The 21,995-nt window shown below is 60.5% G+C and carries 20 protein-coding genes; 19 read left to right on the forward strand and 1 reads right to left on the reverse strand.

Annotated features, from left to right (window positions below; genetic code table 11):
- Positions 1–223: 223 nt before the first annotated feature.
- Positions 224–1,381, forward strand: coding sequence for a proteasome assembly chaperone family protein (locus FFA61_RS03175; protein WP_005961691.1), 1,158 nt, complete (start codon positions 224–226; stop codon positions 1,379–1,381).
- A gap of 178 nt (positions 1,382–1,559) precedes the next feature.
- Here the strand turns inward: FFA61_RS03175 and FFA61_RS03180 are convergent, their stop codons facing one another.
- Entirely contained in the window at positions 1,560–2,435 is an 876-nt protein-coding gene (locus FFA61_RS03180; RefSeq protein WP_005961687.1) for a spermidine synthase, read from the reverse strand.
- 36 nt (positions 2,436–2,471) lie between these two features.
- On the opposite strand from FFA61_RS03180, the gene dinB reads away from it, so the two are divergent.
- The 18 genes from dinB (at position 2,472) to FFA61_RS03270 (ending at position 21,924) form a co-directional block, all read left to right on the forward strand.
- Complete coding sequence (dinB, locus tag FFA61_RS03185) at positions 2,472–3,722, forward strand: DNA polymerase IV (protein ID WP_005961686.1); 1,251 nt, start codon at positions 2,472–2,474, stop codon at positions 3,720–3,722.
- A gap of 30 nt (positions 3,723–3,752) precedes the next feature.
- On the forward strand, positions 3,753–4,145 hold the full coding sequence (locus FFA61_RS03190; protein WP_005961684.1) for a DUF3040 domain-containing protein: 393 nt from the start codon (positions 3,753–3,755) through the stop codon (positions 4,143–4,145).
- A gap of 833 nt (positions 4,146–4,978) precedes the next feature.
- Entirely contained in the window at positions 4,979–5,410 is a 432-nt protein-coding gene (mraZ, locus tag FFA61_RS03195; protein WP_005961682.1) for a division/cell wall cluster transcriptional repressor MraZ, read from the forward strand.
- A 105-nt stretch (positions 5,411–5,515) separates the two neighbouring features.
- Positions 5,516–6,493, forward strand: coding sequence for a 16S rRNA (cytosine(1402)-N(4))-methyltransferase RsmH (gene rsmH, locus FFA61_RS03200; RefSeq protein WP_005961680.1), 978 nt, complete (start codon positions 5,516–5,518; stop codon positions 6,491–6,493).
- The gene (gene ftsL / locus FFA61_RS03205; protein ID WP_005961678.1) at positions 6,490–6,882 is read left to right on the forward strand and encodes a cell division protein FtsL; all 393 of its coding nucleotides are present in this window, start codon (positions 6,490–6,492) and stop codon (positions 6,880–6,882) included. The genes rsmH and ftsL overlap by 4 nt, the downstream gene beginning before the upstream one ends.
- A 9-nt stretch (positions 6,883–6,891) precedes the next feature.
- Entirely contained in the window at positions 6,892–8,655 is a 1,764-nt protein-coding gene (locus tag FFA61_RS03210) for a peptidoglycan D,D-transpeptidase FtsI family protein (protein ID WP_005961676.1), read from the forward strand.
- A 35-nt stretch (positions 8,656–8,690) separates the two neighbouring features.
- The gene (locus FFA61_RS03215; RefSeq protein ID WP_040313472.1) at positions 8,691–10,094 is read left to right on the forward strand and encodes a UDP-N-acetylmuramoyl-tripeptide--D-alanyl-D-alanine ligase; all 1,404 of its coding nucleotides are present in this window, start codon (positions 8,691–8,693) and stop codon (positions 10,092–10,094) included.
- Positions 10,091–11,182: a phospho-N-acetylmuramoyl-pentapeptide-transferase gene (gene mraY / locus FFA61_RS03220; RefSeq protein ID WP_005961672.1), complete on the forward strand. Its 1,092-nt coding sequence runs from the start codon at positions 10,091–10,093 to the stop codon at positions 11,180–11,182. Before FFA61_RS03215 ends, mraY begins: the two co-directional genes overlap by 4 nt.
- Positions 11,164–12,624 carry a UDP-N-acetylmuramoyl-L-alanine--D-glutamate ligase gene (gene murD, locus FFA61_RS03225; RefSeq protein WP_005961670.1) on the forward strand — a complete coding sequence of 487 codons (1,461 nt, stop codon included), beginning with the start codon at positions 11,164–11,166 and terminating at the stop codon, positions 12,622–12,624. The genes mraY and murD overlap by 19 nt, the downstream gene beginning before the upstream one ends.
- The gene (locus tag FFA61_RS03230) at positions 12,608–13,903 is read left to right on the forward strand and encodes an FtsW/RodA/SpoVE family cell cycle protein (protein WP_005961668.1); all 1,296 of its coding nucleotides are present in this window, start codon (positions 12,608–12,610) and stop codon (positions 13,901–13,903) included. Before murD ends, FFA61_RS03230 begins: the two co-directional genes overlap by 17 nt.
- Entirely contained in the window at positions 13,900–15,018 is a 1,119-nt protein-coding gene (locus FFA61_RS03235) for a UDP-N-acetylglucosamine--N-acetylmuramyl-(pentapeptide) pyrophosphoryl-undecaprenol N-acetylglucosamine transferase (RefSeq protein ID WP_005961666.1), read from the forward strand. The genes FFA61_RS03230 and FFA61_RS03235 overlap by 4 nt, the downstream gene beginning before the upstream one ends.
- A complete protein-coding gene (murC, locus tag FFA61_RS03240) occupies positions 15,015–16,421 on the forward strand; it encodes a UDP-N-acetylmuramate--L-alanine ligase (protein ID WP_005961664.1) in 1,407 nt (468 codons plus the stop codon). The genes FFA61_RS03235 and murC overlap by 4 nt, the downstream gene beginning before the upstream one ends.
- 320 nt (positions 16,422–16,741) lie before the next feature.
- The gene (locus FFA61_RS03245) at positions 16,742–17,542 is read left to right on the forward strand and encodes a cell division protein FtsQ/DivIB (protein ID WP_051057785.1); all 801 of its coding nucleotides are present in this window, start codon (positions 16,742–16,744) and stop codon (positions 17,540–17,542) included.
- Positions 17,543–17,866: 324 nt separating this feature from the next.
- Positions 17,867–19,153, forward strand: a complete 1,287-nt coding sequence (ftsZ, locus tag FFA61_RS03250) for a cell division protein FtsZ (protein WP_005961660.1) — start codon at positions 17,867–17,869, stop codon at positions 19,151–19,153.
- A gap of 3 nt (positions 19,154–19,156) precedes the next feature.
- Positions 19,157–19,918 carry a purine nucleoside phosphorylase YfiH/LACC1 family protein gene (locus FFA61_RS03255; protein WP_005961659.1) on the forward strand — a complete coding sequence of 254 codons (762 nt, stop codon included), beginning with the start codon at positions 19,157–19,159 and terminating at the stop codon, positions 19,916–19,918.
- A 429-nt stretch (positions 19,919–20,347) separates the two neighbouring features.
- Positions 20,348–20,815 carry a cell division protein SepF gene (locus tag FFA61_RS03260; RefSeq protein ID WP_040313652.1) on the forward strand — a complete coding sequence of 156 codons (468 nt, stop codon included), beginning with the start codon at positions 20,348–20,350 and terminating at the stop codon, positions 20,813–20,815.
- Between the two features lie 9 nt (positions 20,816–20,824).
- Positions 20,825–21,127, forward strand: a complete 303-nt coding sequence (locus FFA61_RS03265) for a YggT family protein (RefSeq protein WP_005961656.1) — start codon at positions 20,825–20,827, stop codon at positions 21,125–21,127.
- 176 nt (positions 21,128–21,303) lie between these two features.
- The gene (locus FFA61_RS03270; RefSeq protein WP_005961654.1) at positions 21,304–21,924 is read left to right on the forward strand and encodes a DivIVA domain-containing protein; all 621 of its coding nucleotides are present in this window, start codon (positions 21,304–21,306) and stop codon (positions 21,922–21,924) included.
- Positions 21,925–21,995: the final 71 nt, after the last annotated feature.

The following is a 21,995-nucleotide window of genomic DNA, read 5'->3' on the forward strand; positions in this document are numbered from 1 at the left end:
TGTCTTGCAGGGTGTGTGGGAGGGGACCTCGGTTTTCGTGTGGCTCGGCCCTCGCCCTCGTTCGCCCCGGCCCTCGCCCTCGTTCGTGATGTCTGTTCTTTCTCGCCTTTGCTCTCGTTCTCCTTCGCTCATGGCGCAACTCGTGGATCTAGGCGCGCATCGCTTTGTCCATCCAGGTAGCGTGGAAGGGGCATGAGAACTGACGACCTGAAAGGAGAGGCCCGTGCGCTCAACCGATGAAGACCTCTTCTGGCGGGGAGATGTCGAGGACACGAAGGCGCGGATCCTCGTCGCCCAGTTCAACGGTGCTTTCGATGCGGGTGGTGCCGCTCGTCTGGCAGTTGAAGAGATGCTGCGTTCGCTGCCCACGGAACGCGTCGCCACTTTCGATACGGATGCTTTCCTCGATTACAGGTCTCACCGGCCTTTCGCGACGGTGAGTGACTGGGTGCTCGAGTCCGTGGAGATGCCCGAACTCGTCCTCGACCGAGTCAAAGACGATCTCGGCAACCCTGTGCTGGTGCTTCACGGTGCTGAGCCGGATGCGAAATGGGAGTCCTTCTCGAGGATCGTCACCGAACTTGCGACCCGAGCGGGTGTAGAGATCGTCGTTTCTTTCAACGGAATGCCCTCGGGGGTTCCCCATACGAGGCCGACGCCCGTTCATGTCCAGGCTACGGAAAAGGCCCTTATTCCTGAACAGCCTCAGATGGCGGCGACCTTGCGTTTCCCAACGCCGATGACGACTTTCCTGCAGGAGCGGCTGGCGAATCAGGGGATTCCGGGGATCGTGTTCCTCGCCGCCATCCCCTTCTACGTCGCGGATGCCGCTTATCCTGCAGGCGCCTCCGCACTCTTGAGTGCTTTGTCGGATCTGGCGGACTTGTCTCTTCCCGTGGGTGAACTCGAACAGGACGCCGCCGAAGAACACACGGCGATCGAGCGAATTTTGGAATCGAACTCTGAGATGCAGCGCACGGTGGCCGCCCTCGAGGAGCACTTCGATGCCTTGAGCGGAGCTGGCAAAGACGGTGTTCCCCCGGGAGAGTGGGCTGAACGCACTCCTTTGAGGTCTGAGCGCAAGACTGAGAAGGACATTGGCGACGTCATTGAGGCGTATCTCGCGAACCTCGCGGAGCAGCCAGAAAAAGACGAGGCAGAAGAGGCGCAAGCGGAAGAAGAATCGGATCCGCTTCAGGCCGCGCTGCGCCGTGTTGAGCTGCGCAGGCTGAACCCGAATGCTCCCAGGAACGTCGGGCGCCCTCGCCATAGCGCTCAGCCTGAATCAGATGAGTCCGCTGCTTCGTCGAGTGCGGGGCCTTCAGCCCAGGGCGAGTCCGCAAGTGGCGAGCAGAACTCGGGCGAAGAATCCTCTCACTGATTCTTTTGAGGGGACTCGACGAACTCGGCACCGTCTTGAAGGGGCCCGTCATAAAAGTGCCCGTAGTGAAGGCTCGTATCTTGAAGGGCGCCGTCTGAAAGGACTGCAGCTCGGGCTTTCGACGCCACGCACACACCTTGAGCCACGCCCACGCCTTGAGCCACGCCTGCGCCTCGAGTCAAGCCCGGGCTTTCGAAGCCAAGTCTTCGCTTTGAGTCGAGCCTGCACCTTGAGCCACGCCCACGCCTTGAGATGAGGGTTCTGGATCGAGAAAGGGCTTGGCACCCGCACACCATTTCTCCAGTGCCCTCCCATGAGTGACTCGGGCAGGAAGTGGCAGTGTGCGCAGTCGCCGATCGAGCTCATCAATCGGATACGCGCAGTTACTCGCAACGACGAGAACATTACCGCGCCGACCCGAGCGACCGACCTTCGGATCCTGGATCGAGCACAGCTGCGAGAACTCTTCTCGAAGCGAGGCGATCTCGCGCCTGGCGTCTTCGCCGCCCCCGTGGGCGCAGTTGAGGAGGAACAACCCCTCAGATTTGAGAACTCGCCTCGCCTCACGGGCAAAGCCAGTGGTGCGCAGATGAGCGGGGACTTTCCCCTCGTCGAAGGTGTCGCGGACGATCACATCGAAAGAGGCGTCTTTCATGGAGCACATGACGGCGCGAGCGTCCCCAACCCGGATGGATAAGGCCGGAGAGCGAGGCAGATCGAACCAATCGCGTACAGCGCCCGCGAGGCCGGGGTCGATCTCGACGGCGCTGTGACGCGAGCCGGGCCGCAGGGTAGCCCAAGCAAGAGGGAGGGCACATGCAGCTCCTCCCAAGTGGAGTGCTCGAATCCTCTGCGGAGCAGGAAATACTGCGTCGAGGGCGCAGTTCGCGTGCTGCATGTACTCGAATTCAAGGATCGAGGGATCATCAGTGTGGATCGCTGAGGATTCGACGCCGTTGAGGAATACGGTGGCAATGGGCCCATCCCAGCGGATCTCGACCTCGCCCGAATCGACTGTGTGGAATTCACTTCCGCGCGCTGATGCCCGTGCCATGGGGGACACTGTAGCGAGACGAGGAGAGGAGGGGATATGTCGAATGCGCCGCGCGACGCCAGGGGGCGCCGCTTTTGGGGAGATGACGATTCAGCGACCCCGATCCTCCATATCGACATGGATTCCTTCTTCGCGCAGGTTGAGCTCGCCGAAGACCCTTCTTTGGCGGGCAAGGAGATCATTGTTGGGGGGACCTCCAATCGTGGGGTCGTTACCTCGGCCACTTATGAGGCGAGGGCGAAGGGCGTGCGTGCGGGCATGCCGATGGCTCGAGCACGACTTTTGTGTCCCGAGGCGAGGGTCGTGCCTTCACGCCGGGGCGCCTATTCGGAGTATTCGAAACGTGTCATGGCGATCCTCTCTTCGGTGACTCCCGAGTTGGAGCAGGTGTCGATTGATGAGGCCTTCCTCGACGTGTCGGGGGCGAGACGGCGCTTGGGTTCTCCGACGAGCATCGGGCGCATGCTGCGGGCTCGAATCCGCGAAGAAGTGGGGCTTCCTGCGAGTGTGGGCATCGCTTCTTCCAAATCTGTCGCGAAGATCGCGTCTTCGAATGCGAAACCCGATGGCCTCCTCCTCATCCCAGAGGATAGGACTGTGGAGTTTCTTCATGGATTACCCGTGGGTGCCCTATGGGGAGTTGGGGCCGTGTCCGCCAAACGCTTCGAAAAGGCGGGCATCGACACGATCGGAGATCTGGCAAAGCTGGAGATGTCTCGGCTGAGCCGCATTGTGGGAGTCGCCAATGCCCACCGGCTTCATGATCTGGCGTGGGGGATTGATCGACGCAGGGTTGCGCCCCACCGCGATGAGAAGTCCATTGGAACGGAGCAGACCTTCGATGAGGACTTGCGAACCCGCGAGGAAGTGGAAGCCTTCCTCCTCAAAGCCTCCCACGAGTGCGCCCAACGTTTGCGCGCTCACGAATGGGTTGCGTCGACGATTGTCCTGAAACTGCGTGATCCTGCTTTCAAAACTCTGACGCGTTCCACGACCCTTCACGCCCCGAGCGACGTCGGGCGCATTGTCTTCGAGGCTGTGAAGGGGCTTTTCGAACGTGAGGTGATGCCTGCGGGTGGAGTTCGCCTCGTGGGGGTCCGCTGCGAGGGATTGTGCTCAAGGGACGAGGGGATCGCTGTCACTTTGGACGAGGACGGCAAGCCCCTCGCCTCGGAGCGTGCGATGGATTCGGTGCTCTCGCGTTTTGGAAGGAATGCGATTGCGCCGGCGACTCTGATTCAGCGCCCTGGTGGAACTGAATCGCTTGAGGGTCACGCGACGGATTAGACTGGGGGTACGGATCTGAAAGGAGGCGTCGTGGCTCTCTCCGATTATGAGAAGCAAGTACTCGAACAGATGGAAGAAGAGTTCCGTCGTGCTGACCCGGCTTTCGCGTCTCAAATGGAGTCTCCCATTGAGGACCATGCCCCACTTCGCCTTTCCCCCCGTCGCATCGCAGCGGGAGCATTGCTCGCCGTTGTGGGCCTTATCGTTCTTGTTGCTGCGGTGTCTCTCGGTTATTCGCTTGTGTCGATCCTCTTGGGCGTCGCTGGGTTCATTTTGATGGTCGGCGGTGTGTGGTTCGCGATCTCTTCGCCGAAAGGCAGTGGGGTTCCTTCTCCGAAGAAGAAGGTGAAGCGCCAGCGGAGTTCTTGGGCGAGTTTCCTTGCGGATCAGGAGCGTCGTTGGCAAGAGCGGGGCCGTCACTGAGTTTTGCTCGGATCTGGAATCCGGGATTCTGAGAGTGCGCGTTGTATGTGCGCCCTTGTGCTTGTGTGGTCCACAAGTCGAACACTGTGTCGTGGATCGTTGAAGTAACCTCAGGTCGAAGTCTGGTCTTTGCGTGTTGTGCAGGGGTTGTGTCCGACTTGTAACCATGGTCGTGCCCCGCGGTGCGCATTGTTATGGGGGTGTGTCCGACTTGTTGGCGGGTGCTGTGCCCGGGCGCGTAAGCACTGTGCCCGGGCGCGTAAGCGCTGTGCCCAGGAGTGAGCGCTGAGCCTCTGGGCGCCCCCACTTTCCACCCCGGGGCGTTCCCTGATCGTCCCCACTTTCCACCCTGGGGAGTGAGTGCTGAGCCAGCGGGGGAGTGAAGGCTGTTTGCCACCATCCTCCCCATGCTGTTCCCTCGTCCCCACTTTCCACCCCGACCCGCTCCCTGTTCATCCCCACTGCCCGCCCCGGGCTGCTCCCTGATGATCGAGGTCTGGGTGCCGGTGAGTTCGGAGCTGTCTCCTCCCCACTTTCCACCCCGGCCGTGCTCCCTGTTCGTCCCCACTTTGCACCCCTGGGCGCTCCATATTCCTCCTTGAGGAGCCCCAGAGCAGGCAAAACACTGATTCGGGCGTCCGATAACCCCCTCTTCTCTCGCACTCCAGACAAGCTCGAGAAAATCTTCCCCACTTCTCACCACAGCAAGTTTTCCGCATGGTTCTGCGGATTGTTGCTCTGTTGTGTGGAGGATCTTCCGAAAAACGGTGCCCTGAAAGTCAGCTTGTGGGGTAAAGTGGGGAAAAGTGTTCCGCGGGGGAAGGCGGTGAAACATGTTCCTTGGCACATACGAGCCCAAGCTCGACGACAAAGGACGCATGTTCCTCCCCGCCAAGTTCCGCGAGGACATGGAGGGCGGCATCGTCCTCACCCGAGGTCAGGAGCACTGCGTCTACGCATTCCCTGCCTCACAGTTCGAGGAAATGACGAAGGACCTCATGAACGCGCCACTGTCGTCGAAACAGGCGCGCGACTGGATCCGAGTCATGCTCTCGGGCGCCTACAAGGAGGTTCCGGATAAGCAGGGGCGCATCAGCGTCCCAGCCGATCTTCGGACCTACGCCGGTCTCGACCGTGAACTCACCGTCATCGGTGCCGGTTCGCGTGCAGAGATCTGGAATGCCAAAGCCTGGCGCGAGTACCTCGCCGTCCAGGAAGAGGTGTTCTCGCAAACCGCTGAGGAGATCATCCCCGGCATGTTCTGACTCGTTGTGCTCGGTCTCCATCCGTGTTCCGACATCACTTCCCCGATGGCGGAGCCCGGTGGGGGACCCGGCTCCACGAGTCGCCCTCGACAGGAAGGAGCGGATGTGGGCACCCCCGACACTTCGGCGCGTCATACGCCCGTCCTTCTTGACGTATGCCTCGACATGCTCGCACTCGGTCTGCCCGATGAAGGGGGAGTCCTTGTTGATTGCACCCTCGGCATGGGCGGGCACTCCGAAGCGGCCCTCAAACGATTCCACGACACCCGCCTTATCGGCATCGACCGCGACCCCCAGGCCATCGCTCTCGCCTCCCAGCGCCTCGCCCCCTTCGCTGATCGCTTCACCGCCGTGCAGACCACCTACGACCACATTGACGAGGTCGTGGCCCAACACTCGCCAAGTGGAAAAGCGGACGCGATCCTCATGGATCTGGGGGTCTCCAGCTTCCAGCTCGACGAGGTCGAACGTGGCTTCTCTTACTCCGCGGACGCTCCATTGGACATGCGAATGGACCCGACGAGCGGGATCAGTGCAGCCCAACTCCTTGCGAGCGCACCCGAGAAGGAAATCGCTCGGATCTTGCGCGTCTACGGGGAGGAACGATTCGCATCCCGGATCGCCCGGCTCATCGTTGAACGCCGAGATACGGAGCCGCTGAGCCGCACCGGTCAACTCGCTGATATTGTTCGCGCAGCCATTCCAGCCCCCGCACGTCGAAGCGGTGGCAACCCTTCGAAGAGGACCTTCCAGGCCTTGCGGATCGCCGTTAATGACGAGCTGAGGATCCTCGAAGATGCGATTCCAGCGGCACTGCGCTCTCTGAACACTGGCGGCGTCCTCGTGGTCGAGTCCTACCAATCTTTGGAGGACCGGATCGTCAAGGAGATCTTCCGAGCGGGCTCCTCGATCGATCTGCCTCCTGGGCTCCCGGTGATTCCCGAGCACATGGCACCGAGCCTTGAGCTGCTCACCAGAGGAGCCCGCATGGCCGACGACGCTGAAATCACCCACAACCCTCGATCCGCTTCCGTACGACTGCGCGGCGTCCGACTCGTTCGCGAATGGAAGGAGCTCTCATGAGAGCAGCAGCCCAAACCGGGCCCGCCTCCCGTCCGGAGCGCCTGCACGCCTCCGTCCAACAGATCCGGGTTATTGAAGGGCAACGCAGCGGGCGCTCCGCCCTCGTCTTCTTCGCGGTCTTGCTCACCGTACTCATCGTTTCGGCAGCCACTTCGATCTTCCTGCACACTCGCATGGCGCAAACGGCCTACGAAATCCGTTCCCAGCAGATCATCCTCAACGAGCTCGATGCTGAAGCATGGTCAATGCAAGTGAGAATCGAGGAGGTTTCCTCGCCCTCCTCGCTCGAGACTCAGGCTCGCGCGCAGGGAATGGTTCCCGCGGGAAACACAGGCTTCATCACTTTGAATACGGGCGTCGTTGAAGGTGGAACGCCCGCCGCGCGCTAAGGCGAAACCATGAATCAATCTGCTCGACGAGCTCGCCACATTCTCCTGATGGTCGTGCTCTTGCTTTGCGTGTGCATCGTGCGCCTCGTCAACCTGCAAATCGTCCAAGCCCCGGAACTCGCGGCCGAGGGCGAAGCGGTGCGCACATCGAAGTCGGACATCGCGGCGAAGCGCGGTCAGATTACCGATGCGACCGGGATGGTTCTCGCTGACTCGATCCTCACCTATGACATCGCAGTGAACCAGGAGAACATCCGCAAGTACGTGCACTATGAGAAACAAGAGGTAGAGGGACAGACGAAGAATGTTGTCGTCGGTTACGGGCCCACTGAGGCCGCTCGCCAGCTTTCCGAGCTGCTGGGCATGAGCACAGCAGAACTGGGCGGCCTTTTCATGGGTTCCTCGAAGTACGAGTACGTCAAGAGGAATGTTGATGCGGTCACCTACCGTAAGATCCGCGCCCTGAACATTTATGGCATCGAATGGGAAGCCGTGTACGAGCGCACTTATCCGAACGGTGCGCTCGCAGCTCCCGTGATCGGAACCGTCGATGCCAATGGGAAGGGATCTTCCGGAATTGAAGCGCAATACACGGACTCACTCAAAGGGATTCCCGGTACGGAGGCCTTCGAAATCGCACCCAATGGAGCGGTGATTCCGGGTGGCAAGCAGACCGTGAAGAATCCTGTTGACGGCGCGTCAGTCGCTTTGACGATCCACGCCGATCTACAGCACCAGGTCCAAGAACTCCTCGACGAAAGGGTGAGTAGGCACCAGGCCGATTGGGGCTCGATCGTTGTTGAAGATGTTTCGACCGGGCAGATCTTGGTCCTTGCGGATTCGAACTCGACGGTGCCCGATAATGCGAATCTGCAGGCCGTTTCCGCCGTCCAGTACGCGGTCGAACCCGGTTCTGTCGGTAAGCTCGTCACCTTCGCCACAGCTCTCGAAGCAGGATCAATCACGCCGACCACCGTTTTCAACGTTCCTTATCAATTGGACCTGGCTGATGCGGGCGGTCCGATCACGGATTTTCATGAGCACTCCGGCGAGGTCTTGACCGCTACGGGAATCCTCGCTGAGTCTTCGAACACGGGGACTGTCCTCGTGGGCCAGACGGTGAGTGACGAGCAGCGTTACACGATGATGCGAGGCCTCGGATTCGGTGAACCCACCGGGATTGAACTTCCGGGCGAAACCGGGGGCAGTGTGCGCCCGGACACCGAATGGCTTGGACGCGACCGGTATGTGTCCATGTTCGGGCAGTCTTATTCGATCTCCCCCCTGCAAGAAGCATCCTTCCTCGCAACCATCGCAAATGGAGGGGTCCGCATCGCGCCTCGGATCGTCAAATCGGTGACGAACGCCGATGGGACTGTTGTCATCCCCGAGGCTCCGACCCCGACCCAGGCAATGAACGCCCAGACAGCGCAAACTCTCATGACGATGATGGAATCGGTCGTCGAAGACAAACTTGGTACGGCAGGGGCAGCCAAAGTTAACGGCTACCGTCTTGGAGTGAAGACCGGCACCGCGGATATCATCCTCGAAGACGGCGGTCATGGCGTCGTTTCAACGACGGCCGGCCTCCTTCCCGTCGATGCTCCGCGCCTGGCGATTTCTGTCGTCCTTTACAATCCGAAGGTCGGGTATATCTCCTCAGATTCCTCCGCGCCGCTTTTCGGAGATGTCGCCAAAGTGGCTGTGAGGAACCTCGGGATTCCCGCATCGTCAAGCTCGCCGGATCTGTATCCGACGACTCCGACGCAGTGACGTCCGCGCTCACGCGGGCCGAGGAAAGGAAGAAGATGGAACGCTCGGCGGGTTGGATCGCTCAGGCTGTCACTGGAACACTGCACGGTCCCGACCGGATGGTGACCGGCCCTGTCGTCACGGATTCGCGCGAAGCTCAGGAAGGCTCCTGTTATGTTGCGCGCCGTGGCGAGATGAGCGATGGACACGATTATGCTCAGGCAGCGGTTGAGCGTGGTGCTGTTGGAGTGATCGTTGAGCGCATCCTCGACCTCGACCCACGGATCGCCCAGATTCTTGTTCCCGAGTCGACGAAAGCTCTCGGCGATTTTGCGAGCGCCCACCTTCATGACCTTCGAGCGAATCAGAGCCTCGATGTGATCGCCGTGACCGGTTCGGCGGGTAAAACCACGACGAAGGACCTCCTCTTCCAGATCTTGTCCGCCGATGCTCCGACCATCGCCCCCAAACTCTCCTTCAATAACGAGGTCGGGCTGCCGCTCACGGTTTTGAGCGCTGATCACACGACCCGACACATGGTTTTGGAGATGGGCGCCTCCGGGCCGGGCCATATTGCCTACCTCACGGAGATTGTCGCTCCGGACGTGGCGGTCGAATTGATGGTCGGCCACGCCCACCTCGGCGGTTTTGGCTCGGTTGAGGGAATCGCGAAGGCGAAGGCTGAGCTCATCGTCGGCTCTGTGCCTGGCGCTCCGGTGATTCTCAACGCTGATGATGAGCGTGTGATGGCGATGGCTCCTCTTGCGAGCGGCCCGGTCTGGACCTTTTCAGCCTCAGGCAAGCCTGAAGCGCAGGTTCGTGCCCTCAATGTCACGAGGGATGCCTTCGATCGCGCGCGCTTCACACTCCTCACCCCCGAGGGCAGGGGTGAGGTTGCTCTTGGAGTCGCGGGCGTCCACCATGTGAATAACGCGCTTGCCGCTATTTCCGGCGCCCTCGTTCTTGGGATCGGATTCGACACAGTTCTCGCCGCGGTGAACGGCGCAACTGCTTTGTCCCCGCATCGTATGGATGTGGTGGACCTTGAAATCGAGGGCGTTCCTTTCACCCTGATTGACGACGCGTATAACGCGAACCTCGATTCGATGCGAGCGGGATTCGCAGCCCTTGCCGCTATCGGCCAGAATCGCCCTCGTTTCGCTGTGTTGTCCGAGATGCTCGAACTCGGCGAGGAATCCGCTGAGCTTCACCGGGCGGTCGGAGATATGGCGCGAGATGGGGGAGTTAAGACGCTTGTCGTCCTTGGAGGAGATTCGCACTTCTACCTCGAGGGGGCGGGTGAAAAGGTCGAGGGCGTGCTCGCTGGAAGTGTTGAGGAGGCCGCAGCCTTGCTCTGTGCGAAACTGGAACCTGGCTGTGTTGTCCTCGTGAAGGGGTCCTACGGTTCACAGTCGTGGAAGGTAGCGGATCTTCTCCGCGAGAAGGGAGTCCAGCGTTGATCGGACTTATTGCCGCATTCGTCATCGCTATCGCGGTCTCGATTCTGGGCACACCGCTTCTCATCGGATTTCTCACGCGCCACCAGTATGGGCAGTTCATCCGCCAGGATGGACCGACTCAACACCTCACGAAGCGAGGGACGCCGACGATGGGCGGCCTCGTCATCATGCTCGCAACTGTTCTTGCTTGGCTGATCGGTTCTTTCATCGCCGGGGTGGGTCCTTCCTGGTCGGGCTGGTCGCTGCTGGTGTTGTTCGTGGGTCTGGGGCTGATCGGCCTACTCGACGATGGCATCAAGATCTTTCGTCAGCGTTCCCTGGGACTTCACGCGGGAGCGAAGATCGTCGGCCAAATCCTGGTCGCCGCCGTTTTTGCCGGAATGTCTTTGCTCCGTCCGAATGTGCATGGCATCACTCCTGGTTCTCTGGCGATTTCCCTTGCTCGTCCCACAGCTGTGACTCTCGCCTTCGCAGGGTTGACGATCGGCGTCATCCTCTATTTCGTGTGGACGAATTTCATTGTCGCGGCCTGGTCGAACGCGGTGAATCTGACCGATGGTCTTGATGGGCTGGCGACGGGCGCGTCGATCTTCGTCTTTGGCGCCTACACGTTCATCACCTACTTTCAGCGCGTCCAGTCGTGCTACTCCGACCACGCGAATCTTGCGGAGGCGGCCTGTTATATGACGCGTGATCCCATGGATCTGGCGGTCTTCTCGGCCGCACTGATCGGTTCTTTGGCGGGGTTCTTGTGGTGGAATGCCTCGCCGGCACGTATTTTCATGGGTGACACAGGTTCTCTCGCTCTCGGCGGTGCGGTCGCGGGCTTGTCGATCCTGACGAACACTGAGTTCCTCGCGATCATCATCGGTGGTCTTTTCGTCGTCATCACCATGTCCGACGTCATCCAGATTCTCGTCTTCAAGAAGACCCGGAAGAGGGTTTTCCGTATGGCTCCGCTGCACCACCATTTCGAACTCAAAGGCTGGCAAGAGGTCACGATCGTTATCCGTTTCTGGCTGATCGCCGCGCTCTTCGCGATCACGGGCGCAGGTGTCTTCTACGCCGAATGGGTGTCGAAGCTATGAGCGGGCGCGTTGTCGTCATCGGCTGGGGCACCTCCGGTCGGGGTGCGGCTCGCGCTCTTCTCGCCCGGGGGCGTGAGGTGCTCGTTTTCGACCAGAATCCCCCGAAGCACAGTTTCGAGGGCCTCGAGTCCATTGAAGTCACCGTCGTCGAGGACGCGAGGGAGCTTGCTCAAGAGGCGATCCTTGCCGGACCGGAGGTCATCGTCGTCTCCCCGGGCATCCCAGCCCACGCCCCGATCTTTGCAGCCGCGAAAGCGGTGGGGATCCCCGTGTGGGGAGAAGTCGAGCTTGCGTGGCGCCTCCAAGAAGGGGGGCCTCATGCGGGGCGTCCCTGGCTTGTCGTGACAGGCACGAATGGGAAGACCACGACCCTTGGCATGCTCGGCTCGATCTTGCGGGCCAACGGTGAGAATGCCATGGAGGTCGGCAATGTCGGTACCCCCATCACGGAGGCAATCGACTCGGATGCGGAGGTCTTCGCCGTCGAAATGTCCTCTTTCCAGCTCCACACGACGCTGAGCGTGTCCCCTGAGGCTTCTGTGTGTTTGAACGTCGACGCCGATCACGTGGATTGGCATGGCTCTGTGGAGGCCTACGCCGCTGACAAAGCACGGGTGTATGAGCGCACGAGGATCGCTTGCGTGTATCCCGCTTCAGACCGGGTGGTCGAAGCGATGGTGGAGAACGCTGATGTTGTCGAGGGCGCACGGGCGATCGGCGTGACTCTTGGTACCCCGTACTTGTCTCAGGTGGGAATTGTTGAAGGAAGCATCGTTGATCGTGCCTTCCTTGAGGAGCGAAAGACCCACGCCATTCATTTGGCGGACCTTGCGGACTTGGAGGGCGCCTACGGGCCGCATCCGGGTGCTGCCGTCATCAACGATGCCCTTGCCGCCGCGGCCCTTGCCCGCGCTCACGGCGTTAGCCCTGAGGCCGTATCTGCTGGTCTTCGTGAGTATCGTCCCCTCGCTCACCGTCGCGCTATTGTCGCGCAGGCAGCGGAGTTGACGTGGATTGACGACTCGAAAGCGACGAATGCGCACGCTGCACGCGCCTGCCTCGCTGGGATTCCGGCAGGTCGCGCCGTGTGGATCGTCGGTGGAGACACGAAAGGGCAGGACCTGACTGGGCTGGTCGCCGAGGTTGCTCCTCTGCTTCGCGGTGCGATCGTCATCGGTGAGGAGCGTGAACCCCTCCTGCGGGCTTTTGCTCAAGGTGCGCCCGCAGTTCCTCTCGTGGAGGTTGACGGACACGAGGATTGGATGTTCTCCGTTGTCAACGAAGCGGTCGCATTATCCTTACCCGGGGACACGGTTGTTTTCGCCCCCGCCTGCGCTTCCTGGGATCAGTTCGAGAACTACGTTCAGCGCGGAGAGATTTTCGTTGAAGCTGTGAAGCGTTTGGCCGCACAATGGGGGAGTACCGATGGAAGCTCTGCGTGAAGGCTGGGCTCGCCTGAGATCGCCAATCTCGAATCCACGTTTCGTTTCCGAAGGGCGTAGCGCGGCGAGCTTGAATCCGGTGGTCACCTACTACCTTATCGTCATTCCCGCGCTGGTCTTGGCGATTATCGGGATGCTCATGGGGTTTTCTGCGCAGACCGTGAGTTCGATCTTTGGTGGTGAGAATCCCTACCTGGACTATATGAAGCCTCTCCTGGTCATTCTGGGGGGTTTGCTGATCGCCTACGGAGTGCACAAGATTCCGATCGTGTTCTTCAAGACCTTCTCCTACCCGGTTTTCGTGTTCGCACTGATCTTGCAGTCCCTCGTCTTGACCCCCTTGGGGAGGGAAGAAGGCGGAAACGTCAACTGGGTGTGGATCCCGGGCTTGCCGTTCTTGATCCAGCCCTCCGAGTTGCTCAAACTCGCTCTGCTCCTCGTTTTGGCGAAGTCTTTGACTCATCCGGGGGCTCGCCTTCACGATTGGCGCCAGATGCTCGTCAAAGCAGGGGGGTTGCTCGGCCTCGCCCTCGTCTTCGTCATGTTCGGTCATGACATGGGCACAGCCATGGTTGTCGCTGGCCTTGCACTTGGGGCCCTGTGGGTGGCGGGGCTGCCTTCACGCTGGTTCGGGGTTGTGATTTTAGCTGCCATGCCCGTCCTGGGCATTTTTGTCGGCAAGAACCCGACGCGAATCCAACGCATTCTTGAAGTCCTGCCGGGTAACACGGAGCGCAATATTTCAAAACCAGAGCAGATCGACCATTCCCTGTGGGCTTTCGGCTCAGGGGGCTTCACAGGCCTCGGACCTGGAGCTTCGCGCGAGAAGTGGGATTATCTCCAGGCCGCGCACACGGACTTCATTCTTGCGATCATCGGGGAGGAATTCGGTCTGCTCGGCTCGATCGCGGTCCTCGTGACAATCGCCTTACTCGTCTGGGGGTTGGTCAGAGTCTGCCAAGCGGCGAAGGACCCCTATGCCGTCATCGTCGCGGGTGGCGTCGCCACCTGGATCGGCTTTCAGACGATCATCAACGTTTTTTCGGTCACGAGAGTCGGACCGGTCGTTGGTGTTCCGCTTCCACTCGTGTCCCACGGGGGCTCGTCTTTCCTCTTCACCGTCATCGGTATTGCAGTAATCGCTTCTTTCGCGAGGGCGGATACTGGTATGACAATGTGGGGGCAGTCGCATGCCTTCAGCTGGATGCGTGATCCTCGCAAGGCACGCAGACGCAGACGCGCTGACCGCGGAAGTGTTGAGAAGGTGACAGAACAATGACTCGTAGGATCGTGTTGGCCGGTGGTGGGACCGCAGGTCATGTGAACCCCCTGCTCGCAACTGCTCTCACTCTGCGCGAACGCAACTTCACGGTCGATGTCTTAGGTACTCGTGAGGGCCTCGAATCTGATCTTGTACCTGCCGCCGGATTCGAGCTGTCCGTTATTGACAAAGCGCCTTTCCCGAGGCGGCCCAACCTTGAGGCCCTGCGTTTCCCCGGGAAGTGGCGCCGTGCAGTCGCCGCCTGTGAGGATGTGGTTCGTGGAGCCGAGTGCGTCGTCGGTTTCGGCGGCTACGTGTCGACCCCGGCATATCGTGCGGCGACAAGGCTCGGCGTCCCGATCGTCATTCACGAGCAGAATGCCCGTCCAGGGCTTGCAAATCGTGTAGGTGCGCGCAGCGCGGCTCTCGTCGCCTTGACTTTTGACAACACCCCTCTTGTCGCCCGCCAGGGGCGAACCGAAGTGACGGGCCTGCCGCTTCGCCCCGCCATTGCACAACTCGCCCACAAGCGCCTTGACCCGAGTCTCGCCCGCCAAGCACGTGTTGAGGCCGCAGCTCGCCTTGAAGTGAACCCGGACCTGCCGACATTGCTCATCACAGGAGGCTCCCTGGGGGCCCTGAGCTTGAACCGGGCTCTTTCTCAAGCCGCCGAGCGTCTACCCGAGGGCGTGCAGGTCATCCATCTGACCGGTCGGGGCAAGGACGGGCCGGTGCGTGAGGCGATCCGAGCAGCTGGAGTCGAGGAACGCTGGCTCGTCTGCGACTATCTGAAGACAATGGAAGACGCCCTCGCACTTGCTGATCTTGTGGTGTGTCGTTCGGGTGCGGGAACCGTTGCAGAAATGACTGCCTTGGGCTTGCCCTGCGTGTATGTGCCCTTACCGATCGGCAATGGGGAGCAGCGACTGAACGCCCATGGGCACGTCGAATCAGGAGGCGCGATCCTCGTGGAAGACTCTGAACTCAACGCGGAATACGCTGCGAGCCGCGTGTTCCCGCTTCTAGGATCTGAGCGCCTCAAAACAATGGCTGAGGCTTCACGCGGACAGGGGCGCGTCCACGCGGCTTCAGACTTCGTTGACCTCATCGAGTCCGTGATCGGAGAATCATGACGACCACAGTTCTCAGGCCCATCGAGGGCTCTTTCCATCTGATCGGTATTGGCGGCGCCGGGATGTCCGTCGTTGCTGAGCTCCTCAAAGAGCGTGGCGCGACCGTGTCCGGTTCGGATCGCTCCGACTCTGATGCCCTCACTCGTCTGAAGTCACGGGGGATCTCCTGCTTCGTCGGTCACGATGCGGCGAATGTTCCAGAAGACGCGACGATTGTCGTATCAACGGCGATCCGCGAGACAAATCCTGAGCTTGTGATCGGACGAAAACGTGGCCAGCGGATCATTCACCGTTCTCGGGCTCTCGCCCTGGCCGCTTCCGGGATGCGTTTCCTCGCCGTGGCGGGAGCGCATGGGAAAACGACGACTTCAGGGATGCTGGCGGTCGCACTGCGGGCGGCGGGACTCGACCCTTCGGTGGCGGTTGGGGGGATCGTCCCCCAGTTCGGCTCGGGCGCTCATCTGGGGACAAGTGATGTTTTTGTAGCAGAAGCCGACGAGTCCGATGCCTCCTTCCTCAACTATCGGCCAAATATTGAGATCGTGACGAATGTCGAGCCCGACCATTTGGATCGGTATGGCACTCCTGAGGCTTTCGAGGAGGTTTTCCTTGATTTTGCGAGGCAGCTTGATGTGGGGGGTGTGCTGATCGTCTGCGCTGAGGATCCGGGAGCGGCCCGTCTTGCGAGTGCTGCCCTTGAACTCGGTATCCGGGTCCTGACCTATGGTCGTCCTGAAACCAGCCTCATTCCAGCGGACATTGAGATTTCTGAACTGGAGCTTAGTGCCCGTTCGGGGAGTGCAATATTCGCGAGCTCGGCTGGAATCGTTCGTGTTGCTGTGAATGTTCCTGGCGTGCATAACATTTTGAATGCCGCGGCTGCGTGGGCGGCTGGAGTGCTACTCGGAATTGAACCGCAGGTGATGGCGAGCTCTCTTGAGGCTTTCACCGGGACTGCCCGGCGTTTCGAGGCGCGCGGCGAGGTGGATGGGCGGCGCGTGTTTGACGATTACGCGCACCATCCAACAGAGGTCGCAGCGTCAATTGCTGAGGCGAGAATTGTTGCTGGGGATGCTCCTGTGGTGGTGGTGTTCCAGCCGCACTTGTTCTCAAGGACCCGGATTTTCGCTGAGCGCTTCGCCCAGGCCCTCTCGGGTGCGGATCGTGTTGTTGTGACTGAGATTTATGCGGCTCGTGAGGATCCTGAACCCGGGGTCACGGCTGAACTGATTTCTTCGAAGATCGAGGGAGCACTCTACGTGCCTGATATGCATGAGGCGGCGCGTCTGGCTGCCCGAGAATGCGGCGAGAAAGGCATTGTTTTGACGATGGGAGCCGGTTCGATCACGGATTGCGCGGACGACGTCCTTGAGGAGTGGTCCATTATGGCGGGCCAGGAGTGAAGCCTCCCTCCCCCCGGCGTCCTCGTTCCTCTCAGGGGCGGGGTGATTCTCAACGACACAGCCCTTCTCCTCGGGCAAGGAGTCCATATCCGAAGGCCCAAGGGGATGCTTCTGCTTCGGCGCGCCCTCAAAGGGGCGAGTCTGGAGCACATCCCCGCCAAGAGCGTGACTTCGCAGCGAAGCCCCGGCCAGAGTGTGCTCCCGGAACGAAGCTCTTCCAAGAGGGTGATGTCGGAGCACAGCCCCGCCGATTGGGCGGCTCTGGAGCACTCCAGCGTCAAGACGGAGTCTCGGCGGCAATGAGGCCCTTGGGAAAACCCGTGGGCCCCCGTTCAAAGGTCTTGAAACGCCCGATCGGTCAGCGAGACGCCGCGGACGTCCTCGGCCCTCAAGAGGCAACGGATTTAGCTCCGAGGCGCGAGGAGAAGGAACGCGCGAAGCGCTCTTTTTACATTCGCACCGCGCTGTGGACGCTGGTGGGAAGCCTCCTCATTGCTGGATTGGTGTGGCTTGTCCTTTTCTCCCCCCTTCTTGCTTTCGATCCGCATCGGATCCGAGTTGAAGGCGTGCAAGAGGGACTGATCAGTGAAGATGACGTAGCGGTAACACTCGACGCTTATAAGGGAATCCCCTTGCCCAGGGTCCCCACTGCAAAGATCGCGGAGCTTATTGAAACAAATCCTGTTGTCGCCGACGCTCAGGTCAGACGCGCATGGCCTGCCGGGCTCGATATCACTCTGAGCTTGCGCACTGGCGCGATGGTCGAAGCAAATGAGAACGGCTTCACGCTTGTTGACGCTTCCGGTGTGGCTTTCCAACGGGTGTCTGAGCGTCCCGAGGGACTTCCCCTCGTGGCACTTCCTCAAGGGGAGGAACGAAAGAACGCTGCTGAAGATGTTGTGACGGTGTGGAGCGCTTTGGGTGATCTTGTCAAACAACGGACTTCCCAGATCACGGCCGATTCGAAGAGCGTGACTCTTTCCCTCGACTCGGGGGCGCTTGTCAAGTGGGGGACACCTGATGATTCCGCTTTGAAGTCTCGGGTTCTCGAGGTGCTCGTCTCTCAGCGTTCGGCGAGTGTTTATGACGTCTCCTCGCCAGCGCATCCGGTGACCTTCTAGCTGTGCTCGCTGCGCTTGAGAGCGTGAGCGTGATGGGATTGAGCTGCTTTTTCCTTCAATAGGGGCGCGTGTCCTCCTTGAAAGAGGCCCGTGAGCAGGGGGATTCTTAGCCGGAGTTCTTCGACAGTCCGAGTGTGGCGGAGAGAAGCCGGTGAGCAGGGGATTCGTGGTGTCCTCAGATTGGAGTTGTCCCCTGGCGCTCACACGCCCGCGTGTCGCCTTGAAGCGGCCCGGGCGCATCTCTACTTTTCTCCCGGACATGAGCATGGTGAAGATCAACCTTCAACTTGAGGGTGAAGGTATCGACTGGTAAGGGAGCACACTATGGCCGCACCGCAGAACCATCTTGCAGTGATTAAGGTCGTCGGCGTGGGCGGCGGCGGTGTCAACGCCGTCAACCGCATGATCGAGGTTGGCCTTAAAGGCGTTGAATTCATTGCCGTGAACACTGACGCCCAAGCACTGCTCATGTCTGATGCTGAAACGAAGCTCGACATCGGCCGTGAATTGACGCACGGACTTGGCGCGGGTGCCGACCCGAATGTCGGCCGCCAGGCCGCCGAGGACCACATCGAGGAAATCACCGACTCTCTTGCAGGTGCAGACATGGTGTTCGTGACTGCGGGCGAGGGCGGTGGCACCGGCACTGGTGCGGCTCCTGTCGTTGCGCGCGTCGCCCGTGAGGCCGGTGCGCTCACGGTCGGCGTTGTGACCCGTCCTTTCTCCTTCGAGGGCAATCGTCGCGCAGCACAGGCCGAAGCCGGCGTGGAAAAGCTGCGCGGAGAGGTCGATACACTCATCGTCATTCCGAACAATCGTCTCCTGGAGATCTCCGACACGAATATTTCCGTCCTCGATGCGTTCCGCGCCGCAGACCAGGTGCTCCTCTCCGGAGTTCAGGGAATCACTGAGCTCATCACAACGCCGGGCCTGATCAACGTGGACTTCAACGACGTCAAGTCCGTCATGAAGGATGCGGGTTCGGCACTCATGGGGATTGGCGCTGCGACCGGTGAAGACCGGGCGCTGCGCGCCGTTGAGACCGCGATCTCCTCGCCCCTCCTTGAAGCCTCCATTGATGGCGCCCACGGTGTCCTCATGTTCTTCCAGGGCGGATCCAACCTGGGGCTCCAAGAGATCTTCTTGTCCTCGCAGCTTGTACGAGAGGCCGCCCACCCGGAGGCGAACATTATCTTCGGCTCGGTCATCGACGATTCCCTCGGTGATGAGATCCGGGTGACGATCATCGCTGCGGGCTTTGACGAGATGGAAGCAGAAGCGAGCTCTTCCCCGGCCTGGCAGGCCTCTACGGCGAAAGCTCCGGCCGCGCAGGCAGCTCCGGATCCTTCTCCAGCTCCTGCTGCCGTGGCCCCGGCACCCCGCCCTGTTCCTGAAGCTGCAGCTCCCCGCCCCCTCGGGGAGGTATCCACGGTACGCCCGCAGCATCGAGCTGTCGTTGACGTCCCCACTCGTACTGGTGCGATCCCCTTGGCAAAACGCTCCCAACGCCCCGTTGAGCGCCATGAGGACCAGTCCCTCGAGGTTCCGCGGATCTTCGACGAGGAAGCTGATAGTGCTTCCGATCTTGACATTCCGGATTTTCTTCGCTGATCCGTGATCTCTCCAGCTCTGAGTGCCCCGGTCCGCCTCGTTGAAGCGGGTCGGGGCACCGCACCATTACGTTCGAATATCGCTCATCATGTCCACGACGATCCGATCCTCGTGGCTCAACGACGCCGTGCCCTGGTTGATGAACTTGGACGCCAGATCCTCTGGATGAATCAAACTCACTCAGCAAGAGTCGGGGTGCTCGCGAAGCACGGGGGAAGGACTTGCCTCGACATTGACTCCGAATCCTCCTTCTTCGATCCTCAGGAGCCGGGTACCCTCATTGAAGCCGATGGAGTCATCGTGGATGGGCGCGACTGGCCAGATGCGCCCGCCGCAGCTGTCATGACCGCTGATTGCATGCCCGTCCTCCTGTCGAGCGCCGATGGACGCATTGTCGCGGCTGTGCACGCCGGACGCAGGGGGCTCCTCGACTCGATCCTGACTCGGGCGTTTCGCCTCATGCGTGCCCTTGACCCCTCCGCTCCGATACAAGCGTTCATCGCCCCTTCGATTTGCGGGCGCTGCTACGAAGTGCCCATCGACATGCAGATCGAATGCGTGCGGTCCAGGCCCGAGCTCGAGTCGACGAGCTCATGGGGGACTCCCGCCCTTGATCTTCCCGGCGCGGCCAGGGCAGAACTGCTGAGTGTGGGCTGCCAGAGGGTCGCGATTGACCCACGCTGCACTTTTGAGGACGACACTCTTCATTCCTATCGCCGAGATCCTTCCTGCGGGCGAAACGCTGCCATCATCAGCCCCCGATAGGTGCTCGACTCGAATAGTGACACACTCACAGATGCTTTGAGCAGGGTGGGGCACCACTACTGGAAGACCAAGACCCCTGGGGGAGGTGGAGCTCGTCTGGTTCGCGAATCCCAGCCGATGCGACCTGGCCACGACCTTTCGGTGAGGTGGAGTTCGCACACTGTGGTTTCGAGCGTGAGGGCAGATGGAAAGCGTGCAAGGTCAGCCGAGCTCGCCAGGGAAAGGTCACAGCGCGGGGAGGTGATTGTCTAACAGAGGGAGACTCTTTCGAGGCAACGTCACGTGACACGGACGAGGGCGAATGTGGGCGTTCGTGAGAACGGAAGCAGACTTTGCCTCTCCCCTTGTGCGACTCGCCGCAGTGCTTGCGCTGAGGATGGATCTATGAGTCGTAACGTGTGGGAAGCCAACACGGGTGAGGAGAAGACAATGGGCGATTCTTTCGGTGCACGGGCACGCAGGTTCATGGGCTGGGTCCCGGCGGAAGATCTTGAGCTTGATGCTGAAGTCTTCGAACAGGCTGAAGAGCCCGAGGAAATTGCTCCCGTGACTGAGCTCGCACCTGTGGAGCGTTCTTTTGTCTCGCCGATTCACCGTGAGACCCGTGAAGAGGCGCCCGCGGCTGAGCCGACGCGCATTGTCACAGTTCATCCGGAGGCTTATGCCGATGCCCTCGTGATCGGCGAGCATTTCCGTGAAGGAACTCCGGTGATCATGAATCTCACCGACACCTCCGAGGATGAAGCGCGTCGCATCATTGATTTCGCGGGCGGCCTCGCTTTCGGACTTCACGGTACCCTCGAGAAGGTCACGAACCGCGTCTTCCTCCTGTCCCCTCAGGCTTTTGAGGTGATCGGTGAGGCGCAGAGATCACGGCGAACCACCCTGTTGAGCTAGGGCTGATCCGTGCTGAGTTTCCTTGGATGGCTGATCTACTCCATCGCAGGCCTCTACCTCCTAGTGCTTGTTGTCCGAATGGTCTTCGATTGGCTCCAACTCCTGGTCCCGTCCTTTTCCCCCAGGGGTGTCCTCGCTCTTTTTGCGAACCTGATATACGCCGCTTCCGATCCACCGATCCGCTGGTTGAGGGCTCGGATCCCGCCCTTACACTTGGGCGGGGGATTCGCTCTTGACGTCGGTTTCATCCTCCTCTTCATTGCTCTCATGATGCTTCAGCGATTCTCCCTGCTCCTCATGTCCTTTGGCTGATCTGCGCGGATCTAGAGGTGAGCGCCACGTTTTTCTTGTTGTCGATGGTGTACGTGTGGCGATTGCGTCGGTTATGATGACAGCGATGTATTAAAGAGCCGTCGGCCGAGACGACCCTGATACGCTTTGGGGAAATCTCCTAGGCGTCATCAAGTCCCATACTGAGAGGCGAGGAAATGGCCCTGCTGACAACCGAGGACGTCCTCAACAAGACTTTCGCGAACGTGAAGTTCCGCGAGGGATACGACCAGGTTGAGGTCGACGAGTTTCTCGATGAAGTCGTTTCGACGATCTTCGCCCTGAACGTCGAGAACCAGGATCTGAAGGACAAGCTCGAAGCTGCCGAGCGTCGTATCGCAGAGCTCTCGAGCGCCGCCGAGGCGATGCCCTATGTTGAGCCTGCTCCGGTTCCTGCAGAGCCCGAGGAGCCGGTGCCTGCCGTTGAAGAGCCGGTCGTCGCAGCGCCGCAGGTCTTCGAGCCGCTTGCCACCGAGCCTGAGTCGGCCCAGTCCGCCACTTCGATGCTCGCCCTTGCTCAGCGAGTGCACGACGAATATGTGCGTGACGGCAAGGAAGAGTCCGAGCGCATCATCGCTGAGGCTCGCCAGAAGGGTGACGAGATCATCGCCGATGCTCAGAACCAGCACGAAACGATCCTCGCTCAACTCGATCAGCAGCGTGGCCTCCTCGAGACCAAGCTCAATGAACTGCGCACCTTCGAGTCGGAGTACCGCACGAATCTGCGCACTCACCTCGAGGGCCTTCTCTCGCAGGTCAACGCCGGCGTCGAGGAGTGACGGCACCCCATTATCGATGACGGCGGTGGCGCGGGGCGCCACCGCCGTCTTCCATGTGTGAAAGGAAGTGT

It is taken from the genome of Schaalia cardiffensis F0333 (assembly GCF_005886435.1).
Lineage (GTDB): Bacteria > Actinomycetota > Actinomycetes > Actinomycetales > Actinomycetaceae > Pauljensenia > Pauljensenia cardiffensis.